The 20,048-nt window shown below is 69.9% G+C and carries 13 protein-coding genes and 1 pseudogene; 11 read left to right on the forward strand and 3 right to left on the reverse strand.

The window, feature by feature from the left end; genetic code table 11:
- Positions 1–88: 88 nt before the first annotated feature.
- The 6 genes from ACIQTP_RS32195 (at position 89) to ACIQTP_RS32220 (ending at position 8,961) form a co-directional block, all read left to right on the forward strand.
- Positions 89–1,402, forward strand: a complete 1,314-nt coding sequence (locus tag ACIQTP_RS32195) for an ABC transporter substrate-binding protein (RefSeq protein WP_403406544.1) — start codon at positions 89–91, stop codon at positions 1,400–1,402.
- 26 nt (positions 1,403–1,428) lie between these two features.
- Positions 1,429–2,367: a carbohydrate ABC transporter permease gene (locus ACIQTP_RS32200; protein WP_403406547.1), complete on the forward strand. Its 939-nt coding sequence runs from the start codon at positions 1,429–1,431 to the stop codon at positions 2,365–2,367.
- Positions 2,364–3,290: a carbohydrate ABC transporter permease gene (locus tag ACIQTP_RS32205; RefSeq protein WP_403406550.1), complete on the forward strand. Its 927-nt coding sequence runs from the start codon at positions 2,364–2,366 to the stop codon at positions 3,288–3,290. Before ACIQTP_RS32200 ends, ACIQTP_RS32205 begins: the two co-directional genes overlap by 4 nt.
- A 36-nt stretch (positions 3,291–3,326) precedes the next feature.
- Positions 3,327–5,144 (forward strand): alpha-galactosidase D, encoded by a 1,818-nt coding sequence (locus ACIQTP_RS32210; protein WP_403406553.1) that lies wholly within the window; start codon positions 3,327–3,329, stop codon positions 5,142–5,144.
- A gap of 137 nt (positions 5,145–5,281) precedes the next feature.
- Positions 5,282–7,714: a glycosyl hydrolase family 95 catalytic domain-containing protein gene (locus tag ACIQTP_RS32215; protein WP_403406555.1), complete on the forward strand. Its 2,433-nt coding sequence runs from the start codon at positions 5,282–5,284 to the stop codon at positions 7,712–7,714.
- A complete protein-coding gene (locus ACIQTP_RS32220; protein WP_403406558.1) occupies positions 7,711–8,961 on the forward strand; it encodes an SGNH/GDSL hydrolase family protein in 1,251 nt (416 codons plus the stop codon). Before ACIQTP_RS32215 ends, ACIQTP_RS32220 begins: the two co-directional genes overlap by 4 nt.
- A 22-nt stretch (positions 8,962–8,983) precedes the next feature.
- Here ACIQTP_RS32220 and ACIQTP_RS32225 read toward each other — a convergent pair whose 3' ends face one another.
- Positions 8,984–10,792, reverse strand: coding sequence for a coagulation factor 5/8 type domain-containing protein (locus tag ACIQTP_RS32225; protein ID WP_403406561.1), 1,809 nt, complete (start codon positions 10,790–10,792; stop codon positions 8,984–8,986).
- 287 nt (positions 10,793–11,079) lie between these two features.
- On the opposite strand from ACIQTP_RS32225, the pseudogene ACIQTP_RS32230 reads away from it, so the two are divergent.
- The 4 genes and pseudogenes from ACIQTP_RS32230 to ACIQTP_RS32245 form a co-directional block, all read left to right on the forward strand.
- Positions 11,080–11,760 (forward strand): annotated as a pseudogene (locus ACIQTP_RS32230) (LacI family DNA-binding transcriptional regulator); the annotation flags it as partial.
- Between the two features lie 111 nt (positions 11,761–11,871).
- On the forward strand, positions 11,872–12,744 hold the full coding sequence (locus tag ACIQTP_RS32235) for a universal stress protein (protein ID WP_403406563.1): 873 nt from the start codon (positions 11,872–11,874) through the stop codon (positions 12,742–12,744).
- Between the two features lie 238 nt (positions 12,745–12,982).
- A complete protein-coding gene (locus ACIQTP_RS32240; protein ID WP_403406566.1) occupies positions 12,983–13,978 on the forward strand; it encodes a LacI family DNA-binding transcriptional regulator in 996 nt (331 codons plus the stop codon).
- Between the two features lie 131 nt (positions 13,979–14,109).
- Positions 14,110–15,993: a discoidin domain-containing protein gene (locus ACIQTP_RS32245; protein ID WP_403406569.1), complete on the forward strand. Its 1,884-nt coding sequence runs from the start codon at positions 14,110–14,112 to the stop codon at positions 15,991–15,993.
- A 94-nt stretch (positions 15,994–16,087) separates the two neighbouring features.
- Here ACIQTP_RS32245 and ACIQTP_RS32250 read toward each other — a convergent pair whose 3' ends face one another.
- On the reverse strand, positions 16,088–16,441 hold the full coding sequence (locus ACIQTP_RS32250; protein ID WP_402040569.1) for a hypothetical protein: 354 nt from the start codon (positions 16,439–16,441) through the stop codon (positions 16,088–16,090).
- Between the two features lie 107 nt (positions 16,442–16,548).
- Between ACIQTP_RS32250 and ACIQTP_RS32255 the strand changes: the two genes are divergently transcribed.
- Positions 16,549–17,217 (forward strand): NUDIX domain-containing protein, encoded by a 669-nt coding sequence (locus ACIQTP_RS32255; RefSeq protein WP_403406572.1) that lies wholly within the window; start codon positions 16,549–16,551, stop codon positions 17,215–17,217.
- Between the two features lie 104 nt (positions 17,218–17,321).
- Here ACIQTP_RS32255 and ACIQTP_RS32260 read toward each other — a convergent pair whose 3' ends face one another.
- The gene (locus ACIQTP_RS32260; protein WP_403406575.1) at positions 17,322–19,865 is read right to left on the reverse strand and encodes a SpoIIE family protein phosphatase; all 2,544 of its coding nucleotides are present in this window, start codon (positions 19,863–19,865) and stop codon (positions 17,322–17,324) included.
- Positions 19,866–20,048 lie beyond the last annotated feature (183 nt).

Genomic DNA, 20,048 nt, shown 5'->3' on the forward strand with positions numbered 1-20,048 from the left:
ATCAGAACCGCACCGCCGAGCAGACCCGCACCACCCAGCAGAACCGCACTGCCGATCAGACACGTACTGACATGCATGAGGAGCAACGATGACGCAGCAGAGCCGCAATCCCCTGGCTGCGCGTGACCCGGGCCGCCGCAAAGTGGTCGGCGGACTGTTCGGACTCGGCGCCGCCGCACTGGCCGCGCCCGTTCTGACCGCTTGCGGCGGGGGAGCGGGGGCCGACCCGAAGACGGTCACCTTCGGATCCAACGGCGCCGACGCCGCCCCCAAGAAGGCCTACGCCTCCGTCACCGACGCGTTCGCCAAGGACAGCGGTCTGACGGTGAAGACGAACACCGTCGACCACGACACCTTCCAGAAGAGCATCTCCACCTATCTGCAGGGCACTCCCGACGACGTCTTCACCTGGTTCGCCGGCTACCGCATGCAGTACTTCGCCAAGAAGAAGCTCTGCACCCCCCTCGACGACGTGTGGGACAAGATAGGCGCCGACTTCAGCGACGCCACCAAGCAGCTCTCCCGCGGCGAGGACGGCAAGTACTACTTCGTGCCGCTGTACAACTACCCGTGGGCCGTCTTCTACCGCAAGAGCCTCTTCAAGGAGCGCGGCTACCAAGTCCCGCAGAAGTGGAGCGAGTTCATCGCTCTTACGAAGCAGATGAAGAAGGACGGTCTCTCCCCGATCGCCTCCGGATACGGCGGCGGCGACAGCTGGAGCATCCTCGGTGCCTTCGACTACGTGAACCTGCGGACCAACGGCTACGACTTCCACATGTCCCTGATGCGCGGCAAGGTCTCCTGGACCGACAAGCGCGCCCTCGCCACCCTGGACCACTGGCGCGAACTCGCCCCCTACTACCAGCAGGGTGCCGCCGGCCGTTCCTGGCAGGACGCCGCCCAGTCGCTGCTCGACAAGAAGTCCGGGATGGCCGTCATCGGCCTCTTCCTCGGACAGCAGATCACCGACGAGAAGATACGCGCCGACATCGACTTCTTCCCCTTCCCCGAGATCGACGCCGCGCACGGTCAGGACGCCGTCGAGGCACCCACCGACGGCTTCATGCTCAGCCGCCGGCCCAAGAACGAGGCCGGTGCCAAGAAGTTCCTGGAGTTCCTCGGCGGCGCCCACGCCGAGGAGCTGTACATGGGCGTCGACCCGAGCAACCTCGCCGTCAACGACAAGGCGAGCACCGGCTCGTACAACGCGCTCCAGAAGAAGTCCGCCGACCTCATCGCCTCCGCCAAGCAGATCAGCCAGTTCGCGGACCGCGACAGCGACCCCGGCTTCATCTCCACCGTCGTACTTCCCGGCCTGACCGAGTGGCTCAGCCACCCCGACGACGGCTCGGGAACGCTGACGAAGATCGAGTCCCAGCGCTCGCGCTTCTTCACGGCCTGACCAGGACCGGAAAGGTCTCACGCACCGTGTCCTCCGCGCCCACCACGCCCCCCGCCCCGCGACGCGCCCGCCCGCGCCGGCTCGGCACCGGCGACCGGATCTTCCTCACCGTCATCATCGGCATCCCGCTGGCGGCCCTGCTCTTCTTCGTCTGGCTGCCCGCACTGGCCTCCCTGGGGCTGTCCTTCACCACCTGGGACGGCATCGACCTGGCCGACATCCACTGGATCGGCCTGGACAACTACAAGGAGATCTTCAGCAACTACCCGCCGTTCTGGCCCGCGGTGCGGCACAACGTGATCTGGCTGCTGTTCACGGCCCTGCTGCCGACCCCGTTCGGCATCTTCCTCGCCTACCAGCTCGACCGGAAGATCCGCTTCACGAGGATCTACCAGACCGCCATCTTCCTGCCGATGGTGCTCTCCCTGGCGGTCGTCGGCTTCATCTGGGAGATCATCTACAACCCCGACACCGGGCTACTCAACGGCATCCTGGGCGCCGCCGGATCCAGCCACCACATCGACTGGCTGGGCAACCCCGACCTCAACCTGTGGGCCGTCCTGGTCGCCTCCAGCTGGCGGCACACCGGGTACATCATGATCCTCTACCTGGCCGGCCTGAAGGGCTTCGACCCGGCGCTCAAGGAGGCCGCCGCGCTCGACGGCGCCAACGGACGTCAGACCTTCCTTCGGGTGGTCTTCCCGGCCCTGAAACCGGTCAACGTCATCATCCTGGTCATCACGGTCATGGAGTCACTTCGGTCCTTCGACGTCGTCTACGTCCTCGGCGGCGGCGTCGGCAGCAAGCCGGGCATGGAACTCCTGTCCCTCCTCATCACCGACAACATCATCGGCGAGTCCAGTCACATCGGTTACGGGTCCGCCCTCGCGGTCGTCCTGCTCGTGGTCTCCCTTGCCGCCATCGGGACCTTCCTCGTCCAGAACTTCCGCAAGGAGGACCAGTGACCACGACCGTGCCGCGCCCGGCCTCCCGAACGCGGACCCGGCGCGCGCAGCAGACGTCGAAGACCCCTTCCGGGCCGCGGCGCCAGACCGGCCGTCATCTGATGCTGGGCGGCATCGCCCTGCTGTGGCTCGTCCCGCTGCTGTGGGCCATGTACACCTCACTGCGGCCCTACTCGGACACCGCGAAGCACGGCTATCTGTCCTGGCCCCACAGCCTCGGCCTCGGCAACTTCAGCGACGCCTGGAGCCAGTCCGGGATGCCGCACTTCTTCTGGAACTCCGTCCTCATCACGGTGCCGTCCGTCCTGTGCACCCTGCTGTTCTCGGCCGCGGTCGCCTTCTTCGTCTCCCGCTTCGACTTCCGCTGGAACATCGTCCTGCTGATGCTGTTCACCGCGGGCAACCTGCTCCCGGCACAGGTCCTCATCACCCCCCTGTACCGCCTCTACCTCCTCATCCCGCTGCCGCAGTGGATGAGCGACTCGCTCCTCCTCTACAACTCGGCCTGGGGCATCATCGCGATCCACATCGCCTACCAGTCCGGGTTCTGCACCTTCGTCCTCAGCAACTACATGAAGACGATCCCGAAGGAGATCTCCGAGGCGGCGCTCGTGGACGGGGCCCCCGTCTGGCGCCAGTTCTTCCAGATCATCCTGCCGCTGTGCCGCCCCGCGTTCGCGGCCCTCGCGACCCTCGAATCGATCTGGATCTACAACGACTTCTTCTGGCCGCTCGCCCTGATCGAGAGCGGCGACAAGCGTCCGGTCACCTCCGCCCTGGCCAACCTCCAGGGTGCGTACTTCACCAATCCCAACCTCATCGCGGCCGGTGCGCTGATGACCGCGATCCCCACTCTCCTGGTGTACTTCGCGCTCCAGCGCCAGTTCATCAGCGGACTCACCATCGGCTCGGGCAAGGGCTGAGCCGCCCCAACCCTGAACCCACAGGAGGCACGACCCATGCGGTCATCCTCGTATTCCGTCCTGCCCGCACGCACCCTGAGAGCCGTGGTGGTGTTCGCCCTCACGGCAGGCCTCGCGGCGAGCGTCCCGGCGGCACAGGCCAAGACCCCGGTGCCGCGCGAGACCCCCGCCACCACTCCCGTCGCCGCCAAGCCGTACATGGGCTGGTCGAGTTGGAGCATGCAGTCGTCGAAGTACCCGGGTCTCAACCCGGACGGCGACTACAGCTACCTCACCGAGGCGAACGTCCTGAAGCAGACGGACGCCCTCGCCGCCAAGCTGAAGAACTACGGCTACGACCATGTCAACATCGACGCCGGCTGGTGGATGGACAAGACCTGGAAGACGGGCTTCGACCAGTACGGTCGCCAGACGCCCGACCCGGTCCGTTTCCCCCACGGCATGAAGTCGGTCGCCGACCACATCCACTCCAAGGGCCTCAAGGCCGGCATCTACCTGCCCGTCGGCCTGGAGAAGGGGGCTTACGGCGACGGCAAGACGCCGATCTGGAACGCCCCCGGCTGCACCACCGCCGACGTCGTCTACTCGGACCTGCGCACCACCAACGGCTGGGACAACGCCTACAAGCTGAACTTCGACAACCCCTGCGCGCAGAAGTACATCGACTCGCAGGCGCAGCAGTTCGCCGACTGGGGCTACGACTTCCTCAAGCTGGACGGCGTGGGGCCGGGCTCCTTCAAGTCCGGTGACAACTACAACAACGTCCCCGACGTCGCCGCCTGGCAGAAGGCCATCTCCGCCACCGGGCGCCCGATCCACCTCGAACTCTCCTGGTCGCTCGACATCGGCCACGCCGCCGACTGGAAGAAGTACTCCAACGGCTGGCGCATCGACACCGACGTCGAGTGCTACTGCAACACCCTCGTCACGTGGGAGAACTCGGTCAACGACCGGTGGGACGACGCCCCCGCGTGGAGCCGCAAGGCGGGCCCGGGCGGCTGGAACGACCTGGACGGCATCGACGTCGGCAACGGAGAGATGGACGGCCTCACCAAGGCCGAGCGGCAGAGCTACATGACCCTGTGGGCCATCAACAAGTCGCCGCTGTTCACCGGTGACGACCTCACCAAGCTGGACAGCTACGGGGTCTCCCTGCTGACCAACAAGGAAGTCATCGCCGTCGACCAGAACGACTCGCCCGTGGCGCGTCCGGTCACCACCGTCGGCGACCAGCAGGTCTGGGGCACCAAGAACGCCGACGGCAGCTACACCGTCGCCCTGTTCAACCTCGCCGACTCGCCGGCTTCCGTCACCGCCCAGTGGGCCTCCCTCGGATTCACCGGCAACGCCTCCGTGCGCGATCTGTGGAACAAGGCGAACCTCGGGACCTACAAGAACAAGATCACCGAGGCGCTGCCCGCCCACGGCTCGCGGCTGTTCACCGTCAAGCCCGGCGGCGGCACGCTGACCGCCACGAGCTACGAGGCCGAGTCCGCCGCCAACACCCTGTCGGGCAACGCCTCGGTCGCCGGCTGCGACGCCTGCTCCGGCGGCAAGAAGGTCGGCAACCTCTACACCGGCGGCAAGCTGCGGTTCAACGACGTCACGGTGAAGAAGGACGGCATCTACACCGTCCAGGTCGCCTACGTCAGCGGCGACGCCCGCTCGGTGACCGTGCTGTCCAACAGCGGCAACGGCACCAGCGAGAAGTTCCCCTCCACGGGCGACTGGAGCACGGCCGAGACGGTCAGCGTCCAGCTGGCGCTGAAGGCGGGCTCGAACACGATCACCTTCGACAGCGGCAGCGGATACGCCCCCGACATCGACAAGATCGTCGTTCCGCAGTCGGTCTGAGTTCCACAGGCGGCCTCAGTTCAGCAGTCCGCCCGACGCGCTTCCCGCGGGGCCCGGTGACATCACCCGGGCCCCGCGGGAACCTGCACCACGCCGACGGTCCGCAGCCGTCGTTCCCGCATGAGCAGCTCCCGGATATGGAGTGCACAACCGTGGACGTTCAGCACACCGCAGCACGCGACAACACCCCCAGCCGCAGAGGCTTCCTCGCCCTCGCCGCCGCAGCCGGCGCGGCCACCGCACTGGGCGGTCTGCCCGCCTTCACCGCCTCGGCGGCCCCCCTGCGCCCCACCGCATCGCCCATGCTGTCCGCGGCCGACGCCGCGAAGAACCAGCTGTGGTGGCAGGCCCCCGGCTCCGCCAAGTCGATGATCGAGCAGGGGCTGCCGGTCGGGAACGGGCGCCTCGGCGCGCTCGCGAGCAACGACCCCGCCGCCGAACTCCTGATGATCACCGACGCCACCCTGTGGACCGGAGGTCTCAACGACAAGCTGCAGAGTGACGGTCAGTTCCCGTACGGCCGCGACGACTTCGGCTCCCTGACGATGCTGGCCGAACTCACCGTCGCCCTCCCCGACCACGACCTGGGCAACGTCAACAACTACCGTCGCTCCCTCGACCTGGCCCAGGGTCTGATCAGCACCTCGTACGACATCTCCGGTGTCACCTACCGGCGGCAGATCTTCGCCAGCCGCCCCGACGACGCCATCGTCCTGTACTTCTCCCAGCAGGGCGGCGGCTCCTACACCGGTACCGTCTCCCTCGCGGGCACCCATGGCGAGTCCACCACCGCCGACCGGGCCGGCCGTTACGCGTCGTTCGGCGCCTCCTTGGCCAACGGCCTGAAGTACGGCGCCGCCGTCACCGCGTACAGCGGCACGGGCAGGGTCCGCGTCGACGGTACGTCGATCGCGTTCAGCGGCTGCAAGGATCTCACCGTCGTCGTCAGCGGTGGTACCAACTACGTGCCCGACGCGGCGACGAAGTACCGCGACCCGTCCCTGGCCCCGGACCGCCTCGCCAGGACCAAGGTCCTGAACGCGGCCGGGCACTCGGCGAGCACCCTGCTGCACACGCATGTCGCCGACTTCCGGGCCGTGTTCGGACAACTGGACATCAACCTCGGCACGTCCTCCGCCGCGCAGCGCGAACTGGACACCCTGGAGCGGCTGCGGGCGCGCCACCGGGACGACATCCCCGACCCGGAACTCGAGGCCGCCTACCTGCAGTTCGGCCGCTACCTCATGATCTCCGGATCCCGGGGCAGCCTGCCGATGGGCCTCCAGGGCCCCTGGCTGGACGGCAACGACCCGGACTGGATGGCCGACTACCACACCGACATCAACCTCCAGATGAACTACTGGATGGCCGACCGGGCGGGCCTGTCCGACTGCTTCGACGCCTTCACCGACTACTGCCTCGTGCAGCTGCCCGACTGGACGGAGGTCACCCAGCGGCTGTTCAACGACTCCACCAACCGCTACCGCAACTCCACCGGAAAGATCGCCGGCTGGACCGTGGCGATCTCCACCAACCCCTATGGCGGGGGCGGCTGGTGGTGGCACCCGGCCGGCAACGCCTGGATCTGCCAGAGCCTGTTCGAGCACTACGAGTACACGCAGGACCGCGCCTACCTCAAGAAGATCTACCCCCTCCTCAAGGGCGCCGTGCAGTTCTGGGAGGCCCGCCTCATCACCACGACCGTCACCGACGCGTCCGGGACCGAGCGCGAGGTCCTGATCGCCGACAGCGACTGGTCGCCCGAGCAGGGCCCGCTCGACGCCAAGGGCATCACATACGCCCAGGAACTGGTGTGGAACCTCTTCGGCAACTACCGCACCGCGACCGAGGTGCTCGCCAGGGACGCCGCCTACCGCAAGACCATCGACGGTCTGCGGGAGCGCCTGTACCTGCCCGTGGTCAGCCCCAAGACCGGCTGGCTCGAGGAGTGGATGTCGCCCGACAACCTCGGCGAGACCACCCACCGGCACCTCTCCCCGCTCATCGGCCTCTTCCCCGGAGACCGGATCCGTCCCGACGACTCCACGCCGAAGGACATCCTCGACGGCGCGACCGCCCTGCTCACCGCGCGCGGGATGAACAGCTTCGGCTGGGCCAACGCCTGGCGCAGCCTGTGCTGGGCGCGGCTGAAGAACGCGGAGAAGGCCTACCAGCTGGTCGTCAACAACCTGAAGCCGTCGGTCAACGGCAGCAACGGCACCGCGATGAACCTCTTCGACATCTACGAGGTGGAGACGGGCCGCGGCATCTTCCAGATCGAGGCGAACTTCGGCACCCCCGCGGCGATCGTCGAGATGCTGGTGTACTCGCGGCCCGGACACATCGAGCTGCTGCCCGCCCTGCCCGCCGCCTGGGCGGCATCCGGCTCGGTGGCCGGCGTGGGCGTCCGCGGCGGCTTCGTCGCCGACCTCAGCTGGAAGAACGGCAAGGTGACCCGGGCCACGCTGAAGAGCGTCGGCGGCCGCGCGACGACCGTCGTCGCGGGTGGCGCCTCGCGCAAGGTCAGCCTGAAGCCCGGTGAGTCCGTCACCCTGAGGGGCCTCGGATGAGCGGCGCCCGGTTCCGCCGCCGCGCCGTGGGTGTCGTATCGGGGCTGCTCCTCGCGGTCTGCGGACCCCTGACCGCCTCGGCGGCGGCGCAGCCGGGGGCCTCGTCGGGCACGCCGGTGACGGCCGCCGACGCGTCGCGGGCGAAGCACTCCGTGGTCACCTGGGGTGCCAGTGCCGACCGGCAGGGCGCGGGACCCGCCGACCGCAGCTACCGACTGATCGTGCGCACCAGCGTCGGCGGTACGAACATGCGGATCCGGCTGTCCAACGCCTTCGGCGAGCACCCGGTGACCTTCGCGAGCGCGTACGCCGGACTGCGCAAGCAGGGTGCGGAACTGGTCCACGGCTCCAACCGGCGGCTGTCGTTCGGCGGGGCCGCGTCCGTCACCGTCGCGGCCGGCGAGACCGTGCTCAGCGATCCGCTGCCCGGAAAGCTGGCCGCCCAGAGCGACCTGGTCGTCAGCCTGTACGTGACCGGTGCCCAGGGACCGACGACCGGCCACGGCATGGCCATGCAGACCAACTACGCGACCGCGGGCGACCACGCGGCCGAAGAGGGCGCGGCCAACTGGACCGATCCGATGGGCTCCTGGTACTGGCTGGACGCGGTCGACGTGGAGACGTCCACCGCGGTCGGCTCGGTGGTGACCCTCGGCGACTCCATCACCGACGGATGGGCGTCGACCACGGACGAGAACCGCCGCTGGCCCGACTATCTGTCCCGGCGGCTCCAGGCCGCGTCCGGGCTCACCGTGAAGGGAGTGGCGAACGAGGGGATCTCGGGGAACAAGGTGCTCGCGGACGGCGCCGGGCAGGCCGCCCTGAACAGACTCCAGCGTGACGTCCTTTCCCAGCCCGGGGTCCGCACGGTCTTCCTCTTCGAAGGCATCAACGACATCAAGGCCCATTCCGGCGTCACGGTGGACGACATGATCGCCGGCTACCGGCAGATCATCGACCGGGCCCACGCGGCGGGCAAATGTGTCGTCGGCGCGACCGTCATGCCGTTCAAGGGCTGGTCCGAGTACGACGCCGCCTCCGAGGCCGTGCGCCAGGGCGTCAACGACTGGATCAGGAACAGCGGCGCGCTCGACGCCGTGACGGATTTCGACAGGATCACGCGCAATCCGTACGACCCGCAGCTGATCCTGCCGTTCTTCGACGGCGGCGATCACCTGCACCCCAACGACAAGGGGATGCAGGCGATGGCCGACGCGGTGGACCTCGGGAGACTCACGTCCTGCTGATCCCGGGCGACGCGCGGGGCGGTCAGGGGTACGAGACCACGGTGGACGGCACCGTCGAGGTGCCCGACGTGGGTGCGCCGGTCTCGTTGACGACGTGCTCGTACTGACCCTGGCCGCCCAGCGAGACGACCAGCAGGTCGTGGAACTTCACGCCCGGTGTGTTCGGCGCGGCGAAGCCGTTGTGCTGGACGATCGTCGGGTCGACGTTGTAGTAGCAGTAGCTGCCCAGGCCCCATCCCTCGTGCGTGGTCACGGAGTCGGCGACCTTGTAGGCCGCGTACCCCTTGACGCCGCCGTTCTGGATGGCGGCCTGGTTCGGCGCGTCGTACGCCTTCTCGTTCTGGAAGAAGATGGTGCGCCCGCGCTGGCCGTACCACTGGACGTCGTACTTGTTGAAGTGCTCGACGAACAGACCGGTGGCCAGGACGTCGTCGCCGTTGACGCGGATGCCGTAGTCGGCCCGGTTGGTCTCCCAGCCGACTCCGGTGCCGTGGTCGGCGCGCCAGACCCAGGTGTGGTCGATGATCGTGTCGCGACTGTTGATCACCATGCTGGTGGTGGCTTTGCCGGCGCCCGCGCCGCCGATCCGGATGAAGACGTCCTGGACGGTGGTCGGGTTGGCGGAGTGGCTCGCCGAAGCCCCCGTGGGGCCCACCTCGAGCAGCGTCGACGAGTTCACGGGACCGGCGTCGATGAGGAATCCCGCGAGCCGCACCCCGTCGACGTCGGCCGTCCTGAGCGCGGTGACGCCGTTGTCCGGGATCAGGGTGGCGTAACCGAGTCCGAGCACCACGGTGCCCGCGCGGTTGACCTGGATCGGCTGGTCGAGGTGGTAGATCCCCGGCGTCAGCAGCAGGTGGAGGCCCTGTGTGAGCGCGGCGTTCAGGGTGGCGGCGGTGACACCGGGCTTGGCCACGTAGAACTGGGTGAGCGGCACCGACGTGCCGCGCGGGGTGCCGCTGCCCCAGGTGGTGCCGCGGGCGTTGGTGCGCCGTTCCGGCAGGAAGACGCGGTACTCGCTGCCGTTGAGGTACAGGAACGGCTTCTCGCGGGACACCGGTGTGGTGTCGAGGGTGGTGTAGGGCGGGTTCGGGAAGGACTGCGCGGGTGCGCCCTGGACACCGGAGAAGACCATGTTCCAGACGGCGTTGGCCCAGCCGCCCACCGAACTGTCCCGGGTGTACCACTGCTGCTGCGAATACGGTCCGACCGAGCCGTCGATGCGGCTGTCGGCGATGTAGCCGCCGCTGGCCCAGCCGTAGCCGGTCGGGGCGAGGTTGAGACCGCCCTTGACGTGCATCCGCCGGAAGGGGGCGGCCTGGGCGACCGCCCACCTGTTGGTGCCGCTGACCGGGGTGAGGGCGAGATTCTCCGCCGAACGCCAGAAGTTCTGGGTGGCGTTGCCGTTGAACCAGCCCGCGTCGACGGTCACATCGCCGTTGATCGCCGTGTCGTCGGGGGACAGGCCGAGGCCCGCGATCGAGGTGTAGAAGCCGAGTTGGGCGTTGAGCCCGTTGTAGGTGCCCGGCTTGAACAGCAGCGCGTAGCGGCCCGTGCCGAACTGGGCCGACTCCTGCTGTCGGAACACCTGGTCCAGTTTGGCCTGGATGCCGGAGGTCGAGGGGTCGAACACGATGACGTTCGGGCCGAGATCGCCGCCGCCGGGCAGGGCTCGTGGCTGTGTGGCGGGCGCGGCGGGCGCGGCGGACGCCGGTGAGGACAGACCGAGCAGCGCGGGCGCGGCCGCGGTGGCGGCCATCGCTCCGAGGACGGACCGTCTGGCGGGAAGGGACCGGACGGGGTCCGGGGAATCCATGGGGAGGTGAGGCATGGGGGCGACTCTCCTGGTTCAGAAAATGAACGGTGGGAGGTGCTGGGAGCGCTCTCTTGCCGATGCATGCTTCATCCGCGTGAACACAGCGTCAAGAGTTGTCACACGAGTGCCGTGGATTGTTGCCCGAGAAGGCGTCAACAGGTGGATATTTTGCGCTAGTTCGGTGATGTATGGGCGACGCTGAGGCCGCCGGGTGGCGGGCGATTGTGTTCAAGAGATGCGCTTACGAAGGCGGGCGCGTCCCTGGTTCCGTTCCCCGACGGACCCGGGGAGCGGAGTGCTGGGCTCCGACGTGGCCACTCGTCGTCTCCGGCGCGGGGGACGTGTCCGGGGGGAGCGGAACGCCTTCACGGCACGGGCGTTGGCGGACCCGTTCTTCGGCCGGGTCGTCACCGGCGTGGAGGACTACCTGCGTCCCCGGTCGATGCATCCGCTCCTGATCTGCGCCGACTCCGCGCGGGCGCGACAGCAGGCGTTGAACGATCTGCGGCAGGGCAGCGCGGGCTGCCGGCGGGTCGTCACCGTCACGGGGCCGCTGGGTGTCTGCCCCGGCCAGGACCGGCTCGCCGGGTTCCGCGACCTGATGGCGCGCAGGGAGCATCCGTACGTTCCCGTAGCCGAGGGAGGTTTCACGCTCGACCGCGGCATGGCCGCGATGTCCGGACCGTTGGCCGAACACCTCGACGTGGACGGGGTGTTCGCGGCCGACGACCTGATGACCCAGGGGGTGTGCCAGGTGCTGCGGGAGCGGGGCGGACGGGTGCCGGACGACGTCGCCGTCATCGGCTTCGACGACTCCGGCGTGGCGAACGGCCCGCCGTCCGCCGCCGACCACCGTGCGGCAGTCCGTCGAGGAGATGGCCTCGGTGATGGCCCGACTCCTCGACGAGCACCTCCGGGGCACGCGCACCGAGCCCACCTCGGTGATCTTCGATCCGGCACTCGTGGTGTGCGAGTCGGCGTAGGCGGCGCCCCGGACCCTGCGCGACTCGGCGGTGGCGGTGACCGACACTGGACCGGTCAGCAGGATCGTGGGACCGGCAGCGCGGGCGAGCCGGCGACGGAGAGGCAGGCGCATGACCGACAGGATCACCGTGGGCGTGGACGGATCCCCCGAGAGCCGGGCCGCGCTGGCCTGGGCGGGCAGGGAAGCCGTCCGCCGCGGGATGCCCCTGCGCGTGGTGTACGCCTGGCAGTGGTCCCACCACGAACTGCTCGGCGGCCAGGACCGGGACGAGCAGGCGCGCTGGGCACGGGACATGGTCGAGGACGAGGCCCGCGACGTCACCGACCGGCACACGGACCTGCCGGTGACGACCGAGGTCCTGGACGGCGGCGCCGTCGACTCGCTGCTGGCCGAGGCCGCGGCGGCCGGGACGCTGGTCCTCGGATCCCGCGGACACGGCACGATCGTCGGCTTCCTGCTCGGTTCCGTCGGCCAGCAGGTGATCGCCGAGGCCCCGTGCCCGGTCGTCCTGGTGCGGGCCGGTGACCGCGCCGCGTCCGAAGTGGGCGGCCGGGAGATCGTCGTGGGCCAGCAGGGCGGTCCGGACGACAGCGCGGCCGCCCTTCGGTTCGCGTTCGAGACCGCGGCGGCGCGCGGTGCCGGGGTGCGCGCCGTACGGGCATGGAGCCTGCCGCCGGTGTTCGCCTACAGTCCCGGCTCGCTGAAGCTGCTGGACGAGGCCGGGGGCCTGGAGCCGTACGAGAAGAAGGCGCTCACCGAGGCGCTCCAGCCGTGGCGGGAGCGGTTTCCCGGCGTGCCCGTCACACAGCACGTCGAGATGGGCAGCGCCGGGCAGGTACTGCTGTCGCTGGCCGGCCGGGCCCAGCTGATGGTCGTCGGTCGCCGCGCACACCACTCGGCGGTGGGGGCGCGGATCGGTTCGGTGGCCCACGCGGTGATGCACCACGCGTCCTGCCCGGTGGCGGTGGTTCCACACTCCTGAGGCGGGGGTACGGGCTGACCCCGCACCCGCACGGGCGGAGCCTTCGGGCGTGTTCAAGTCCCGAAGGCAACGCCGGGGTCGGGGTTCGACCCGGGCAATCTCGACGTGAAGTATTGACGACACCATGACAGTCCGGTTGACTCCCCGCCCAGCGCCGGAACCGGTTCCGGTACCGCTTCCGGTACTGGTTCCGCCGACGGCGCGTGAAGCCGCGATCCCCGTGTGCCGGGAGGCAGTTGTGGCCGTGACCATCGCCGATGTGGCTCAGGCGGCCGGCGTGAGCAAGACGACCGTGTCGCGGGTGCTGAACACCCGTGGCGAGGTCGACGCGTCGACTGCCGCCCGCGTCCGCGGGGTCATCGACCGCATGGGCTATGTGCCCAGTTCGGGTGCTGTCGGGCTGGCCCGCGGCAGCAGCCGGACGGTGGGCATGCTGGTGCCCTCACTGACATGGCCGTGGATGGGCGAGGTGCTCCAGGGCGTCGTCGACACGGTGGAGGCCGCCGACTTCGGCTTGCTGCTGTTCACCTGCAACCGGGGCGCCGAGTCCGTCGCCCGCTTCACCAGTCAGGTGTCGGCGCGCGCGTTCGACGGGCTGCTCGTGGTGGAGCCGGAGAACACCCTCGAGATGTTGACGGCGCTGCACCGCGACGGCCTGCCCGTCGTCCTCGTCGACGACCGGGGACACCACCCGGAGTTCCCGTCCGTCACGGCCACCAACACCGAGGGCGGAGCGGCGGCTGCCCGTCACCTGCTGGCAGGGGGCCGGCGCAGGCCGCTGGTTCTCACCGGGCCCTCGCGGTTCGGCTGTGTACGCGACCGGCTCGCAGGGTTCCGAGCCGCCTGCGCCGAGTACGGCGTGCGGCTCGAACTCGTCGTCGAGGGCGACTTCACCGAGGCCGACGGGCGTGCGACCGTGCGTCGACTGCTCGCCGAGGGGCGGGAGTTCAACGCGGTCTTCGCGCACAACGACCTCGCCGCGGTGGGCGTTCTGGGCGGCCTGCGGGACGCCGGGATCCGGGTGCCCGAGGAGATCGCGGTGATCGGCTTCGACGACATCCCGGTGGCCCGCCACACCGAGCCCTCACTGAGTACCGTCCGCCAGCCCATGCGGGAGATGGGGGAGACGGCCGCCCGCCTGCTCCTGGCCCGCCTCGCGGGCCAGGAGCCGCCGACCACCCCCGTCGTCCTGCCCACGCACGTGATCGCGCGCCGGTCGACGCCGGCGCTCTAGGCCCTGCCCTCGGGATCAGTTCGCTTCAGGAAACGGCGCTCGATCGGCGCCGGAGCACCTCGACGTCACCTCGTGACCAACCCGCACATCAGCACGGAACCGGCACCCCCAACCTCCCTCAGGAGAGCCGCATGCCATCCCGCACCCACCGCACGCTGATGATCGCCCTCGCCACCCTGTCACTGCTCTCGCCGGCACCGGCCTTCGCCGTCCCGGCGCCCGAGCGCGTCGCCGCGGCCGCCGCCGCCACCTGGGACACCGACCGGGCCGCGGCCGCCTACACCGCGAACCCCGGCGCCGTGACCGCCTCGGGCAGCGAGAACTCCGGCACCACACCGGGTCTCGCCTTCGACGGCGACGCCTCGACCCGCTGGTCGAGCCAGTTCGCGGACGACGCCTGGATCCGTATCGACCTGGGCGCCACCCTGCGCATCGACCGGGTGGTCCTGGACTGGGAGGCCGCCTACGGCAAGCGGTACGTCCTCGAGGCGTCCAGGAACGGCACCGACTGGACGCCGTTCTTCACCGAGACCAGCGGCTCCGGAGGCTCGGTCACCACCCACACCTACCCGCAGGAGGTCACCGGCCGTTACGTACGGCTGCGCGGCGTCGAGCGGGGCACCGCGTACGGCTACTCGTTGTACGCCTTCAAGGTCTACGGCGGCGAACCGGCCCCGGCCTCGACCACCCGTACCAACCTGGCGCTGAACCACCCGGCCTACTCCAACCTCTACCAGCACGCGGGCAATTCACCCGCCTTCGTGACCGACGGAGGCTGGCCGGCCGACCTCAAGGCCGACTCGACCCGCTGGTCCAGTGACTGGAACGCCGACCGGTGGATCTCCGTCGACCTGGGCGCTACCTCGACCATCAACACCGTCGACCTGTACTGGGAGGCGGCCTACGCGGTCGACTACCAACTCCAGGTCTCCGACGACAACAGAACCTGGCGCACCGTGTACCAGCCGTCGGCCGCCGAGGTCGCCGCCCGCCGCGCCGACGTGAAGTCCCCCGCGGACGCGGTGGGCCGCCACGACTCCGTCACCCTCCCGCAGCCCGCGACCGGCCGCTATGTGCGGATGCTCGGCAAGGAACGCCGGTCCTTCTACAACCCCGCGCCCGCGACGGCCCAGTTCGGCTACTCCCTCTACGAGTTCCAGGTCTGGGGCACGGGAGGCAGTGCCGCCGCCGCGTACCCCGCACTGCCCGGGGAACAGTCGGGCACGTACCGGACGACGTTCTTCGACGACTTCACGGGCGCGAGTCTCGACCGCTCCAAGTGGCGCGTCGTCAGAACGGGCCAGGAGATGGGACCGGTCAACGGGGAGTCGCAGGCGTACGTCGACTCCACCGACAACATCAGCACCCAGAACGGGAGCCTTCTCCTGAAGGCCAAGTACTGCAAGGGCTGCACCCAGGCGGGCGGCGGGACCTACGACTTCACCTCCGGGCGGATCGACACCAACACCAAGTTCGACTTCACCTACGGCCGGGTCAGCGCGCGGATGAGACTGCCGGTCGGGGACGGCTTCTGGCCCGCCTTCTGGCTGCTGGGCAGCAACGTCGACGACCCGTCCGTCTCGTGGCCGGCGTCCGGTGAGACGGACATCATGGAGAACATCGGCTACGGGGACTGGACCAGCACGGCCCTGCACGGCCCCGGCTACTCGGCCGACGGCAACATCGGTGCCCGCCAGACCTACCCCGCGGGGGGCCGCGCCGACCAGTGGCACACGTACGCCGTGGAGTGGACACCGACGGCCATGCGCTTCTACGTCGACGACGCCCTGGTCCAGGAGACGACGCGCAACAAGCTGGAATCGACCCGCGGCGCATGGGTCTTCGACCACAACCAGTACGTCATCCTCAACCTCGCCCTGGGCGGCGCCTACCCCGCGGGATGGAACAAGGTCACCACTCCGTACTGGGGGCTGCCGCAGTCCAGTGTCGATCAGGTCGCGGCCGGGGGAGTGCGGGCCGAGGTCGACTGGGTGCGCGTGGAGCAGAAGAGTTGACCGGCGCCCAGGCGTTCCGCACCGAGGAACGCCTGGGCCCGGAAGTCCCCGCGCCGGCCTCTCCCGGGACCGGGACAGCCCTGACGGCGTCCTTCTAGGTGTTGTCGGCCCTCGACATGCGCAGGGCGAGGTCCTGGAGGAGGTCCGCCGTCTTGACGTCGGTGCGTCCGGAGTCGTGGAGGTCGGCGAGTTCGGAGAAGAGGAACGCGAAGGCGCCCACGAGAGAGATGGTGGCGGGGAGGTAGGCGTCCGCGACGGCCTGCCCGGCCTCCGCGGGACCGGCGTCCCCAGGCACCTCCACCCTGGGGAACACCTCCGTGACGAGCGCGCCCAGTTGGGTCTCGGTCGACTCGGCCTCGGCGTTCTCGTCCTGGGCGATCCTGCGCACCATCGCGTTGGTCTCGGTGAGCACGCCGATGGCGCGCAGGATGATCTCCGTCTGTTCCATGCCGTGAGCCTAGACGGGCGAGGCCCCGCTGTGGCCTCGATGTTCGGGCCGGGATGGTAGACAGTGGTCATGAACCACTTCTCCCGCCGCTGCCCGGCCCGCACCCGATGACCGCAGGCATCGACGCCCCGGACCGCCGGGGCCGTACCGGACTCGACCGCGTCGGCCGCGATCTGACCGGCAACCCACGGGTCAAGGTCCGTGAAGTGACCCTGCTGTCCAGCCACTGGTACGTGGAGCGCACCACCACCTTCGACTTCCAGCACGCCGACGGCACCTGGAGCACCCAGGAACGCGAGACGCACGACCGCGGCAACGGAGCCACCCTCCTGCTGTACGACGCCGAGCGCGAAACCGTGCTGCTGACCAGGCAGTTCCGCTACCCCGTGTACACCAACGGCCATCCCGACGGCATGCTGGTCGAGACCCCGGGCGGCCTGCTCGACGAGGACGACGAGCATCCCGAGGTCGCCGTACGGCGCGAGGTCATCGAGGAGACCGGGCACACCGTCGGCGAGGTGCAGCACGTCTTCGACGTCTACATGAGCCCGGGCTCGGTCACCGAGCGGGTCAGCTTCTACGCCGCCGCCTACGGCCGGTCCACCCGCACCCACGAAGGCGGCGGCCTCGACGAGGAGGGCGAGGACATCGAGATCGTCGAACTGCCCTTCCGCACCGCACTGACCATGATCCGCTCCGGGGAGATCGCCGACGCCAAGACGATCATGCTGTTGCAGTGGGCGGCTCTGGAAGGACCGTTCAAGGCCCTGCGGTGAAGTGCTCTTCAAGTTCCGGACTCCTCTTCGGGCCCGGTGGCGGAGGAGAAGTACTCCTTCCGGCGTACCCGACACGCTCGGGTTCGCGGGCGAGGGCCGTCGCGTCAGCGGCGGTCGTCCCGTGTGGAGCGGCGGGTGGTGAGCAGCAGCGCGATGTCGTCGGGGCGCTCGGTGGCCTGCCGGGCCTCTTCGGTCAGCAGGTCCGCGGCGCGGGACAGGGAGGAGGCGCCGGGCCGGGCGTGCGGGGTGCCCGTGCGGGACAGCGTCGCGCGGATCTTCTCGATCCCGTCGTCGATGTCGGCCCCGGGGCGCTCGACCAGACCGTCCGTGTAGAGGGCCAGCACGGCGTCGGGTTCCAGCAGCAGGTCCGTCACCGGGTAGCGGGCCCGCGGGGCCACGCCGAGCACCACGCCACCCGGCAGGTCGAGGAGCTCGGTGCGGCCGTCGGGGTGGCGCAGCAGGGGCTGCGGGTGACCTGCGCGGGCGGCCCGGGCGACTCCGGTCACCGGGTCCAGCCTGACATAGCAGCAACTGGCGAACTGGCCCGGGTCGAGGTCGATGAGCAGCCGGTTGGTATGGCTCATCACCTCGTCCGGAGGGTGGTCGCTGAGCGCGAACGCCCGTACCGCGCTTCTTAGTTGGCCCATGGTGGCCGCCGCCTGGACGCCGTGGCCCTGGACGTCGCCGATGACCAGGGCCAGCCCGTCACCGGCCTCCACGACGTCGTACCAGTCGCCGCCCACGTCCATCCCCTTGGTGCCGGACAGATAGCGCCCGGCCGTCTCCACCTGCGGGTGCGCCGACAGCCGGTGCGGGAGCAGTGCCTCCTGGAGGCCACGGGCGAGGGCGGCCTCGGAGTCGTAGCGCCGCGCCCTCTCCAGGGCCTGCGCGATGAGTCCGGTGAGCGCCGTCAGCACGGAACGTTCCTCCGTGCTGAAGCCGCGCGGACGGTCGAAGCCGAGGATGCAGGAACCGACCGGCCGTCCCGAGGCGATCAGCGGCAGGAAGGCCCGGGCACCCACCTTGGCGTCCAGCGGGATGCCGGGGTAGGCGGCGGCCAGCTGGGGCATCGACTCGAAGAACAGCGGGCGGCCGCTGGTGAGCGTCTCCACCCCGGGGAGCTTGGCGTCAAGACCCACCCCGTCGAAGGGCGCGAGGAACCCCTGCGGGAAGCCGGTCTCCCAGGCCAGGTACAGGCGCCGGTCCTGCAACAGGTAGATGGCGAGGCGCCGTCCGCCGAACGCGGGCAGCAGTTCCCGCATCACGGTCTCGGACACCTGCCGGGCCGTCACGGCCTCGGTCAGGGCCATGGCCAGGACGATGGGCTGGTACAGCGCCGTCGTGGCGATGCCGGCCGTCGGCTCGGCGATGTCGGACCCGTTCGCCGCGGGCGGGCCGTGGAGCGGTGCGGCCTCGGGGGCCTCCGTGGTGTCCGCGACCCGCCCCATCGGGATCAGCTTGCAGGTCAGACTGCCGGGGCCGGGATACACGGACATCGTCAGCCAGGTGTCGTCGGGGGCCGCCGCGGGTGTCCGGCGGCCCCCGCTCGGGCGGGCGACCTGGAAGTGCACCGGCTCCGGTGACAGCAGCGCGCCGCGCAGATGATCCGCGTAGGACGGCTGGTCCAGCCAGGGCACGGCCTGCCACAGCGGTCGCCCCAGCAGTTCCGGCCGCGGCCGGCCGAGGAGCTCGGCGGCGCGCGGATTGACGTAGGTGATCAGCCCGAGCCGGTCCAGTGCGAACACGCCCTCGGGGAGCAGGTCCGCGGCGCCGTCCGCCGCCGGGCCCGGGCCCGGATCGACCACCGCGCCGCTGACCGCGTACGGGGGCACGAGCGCGTTGCCCGAGGTCCACAACTCCAGTAGCCGCAGCCCGCCGTTCACCGTGTGTACGGGCAGCGGGTGGGCCGGGGGGCGCCCCGCCGCGGTCTCGTGCAGCGCGGCCAGCAGCACATGCGGATCGTCGAGGGCCAGCGTGTGGGTGAGCGCCTGCGGCGTCCCGGGAAAGGCTTTGGCGTCGGTGCCGAGCAGGGCCCACAGCGCGTCGTCCCCGGTGACCTCGCCCGTGGCCGGGGCCCAGGTGAACCGCCCGACATAGCGAGGCGGCAGACGCTCGGCGGGCGGCCGTACGCACATCGGCTCCCCGTCCCAGACGACCTCGCCGCCGTCCTTCTCCAGGATCGACAGAGCCGTCCCCAGGTTCTCCGCCACCGCCGTCATCCGGTCACGGTCCGGCAGTACGTCGGTGGCGTCCGAGGCCGCGGGACGCAGCACCGTCAGGACCCCGAAGGACGAGGAAGCGCTCACGACGGGGACGTACAGCGAACCGAACTGGAACGGCAGCCCCGCCGCGAGCTGCGGATAGCGGCGCATCGTCTCCGTGGCGTCGGCGAGCAGCACCTCCGTGCCCGTCCGATGGGAGTCGGCGGCCGGGAACGGCCGGTCCAGGGGCATGCGCCACCAGGGACGGAACAACTGCCCTGGCAACCCGGCCAGCACGGCAAGCCGCAGCAGTTCGGGGGTGCTGGAGCGCAGGTACACGCCCCCCGCGAAGCCGCGGGCCGCCCGGATCGCGTCCGCCACGGCCCCGCTGAGCAGGGCGGCCAGGCTATTCAGCGCCTGGTCCTCACGCTCGGCGCTCCCAGTCATCGGTCTGCCCTCGTCCGCCCGCCGTCAGGGGGATTCCACAGCAAGAATGCGCCCGGCGGGTACCCACCCGCACCTTGACGCCTCAGCCGTGATGGTCGCTTGGACGTGCACTCGGCCGCATCCGGCCGTGTGCGGCCGTACTCAGCTTCGCCCAGCGCGAAGATACCGCGCCCGCGCGCCGTC

This window comes from Streptomyces sp. NPDC090798 (genome assembly GCF_044768965.1).
Lineage (GTDB): Bacteria > Actinomycetota > Actinomycetes > Streptomycetales > Streptomycetaceae > Streptomyces.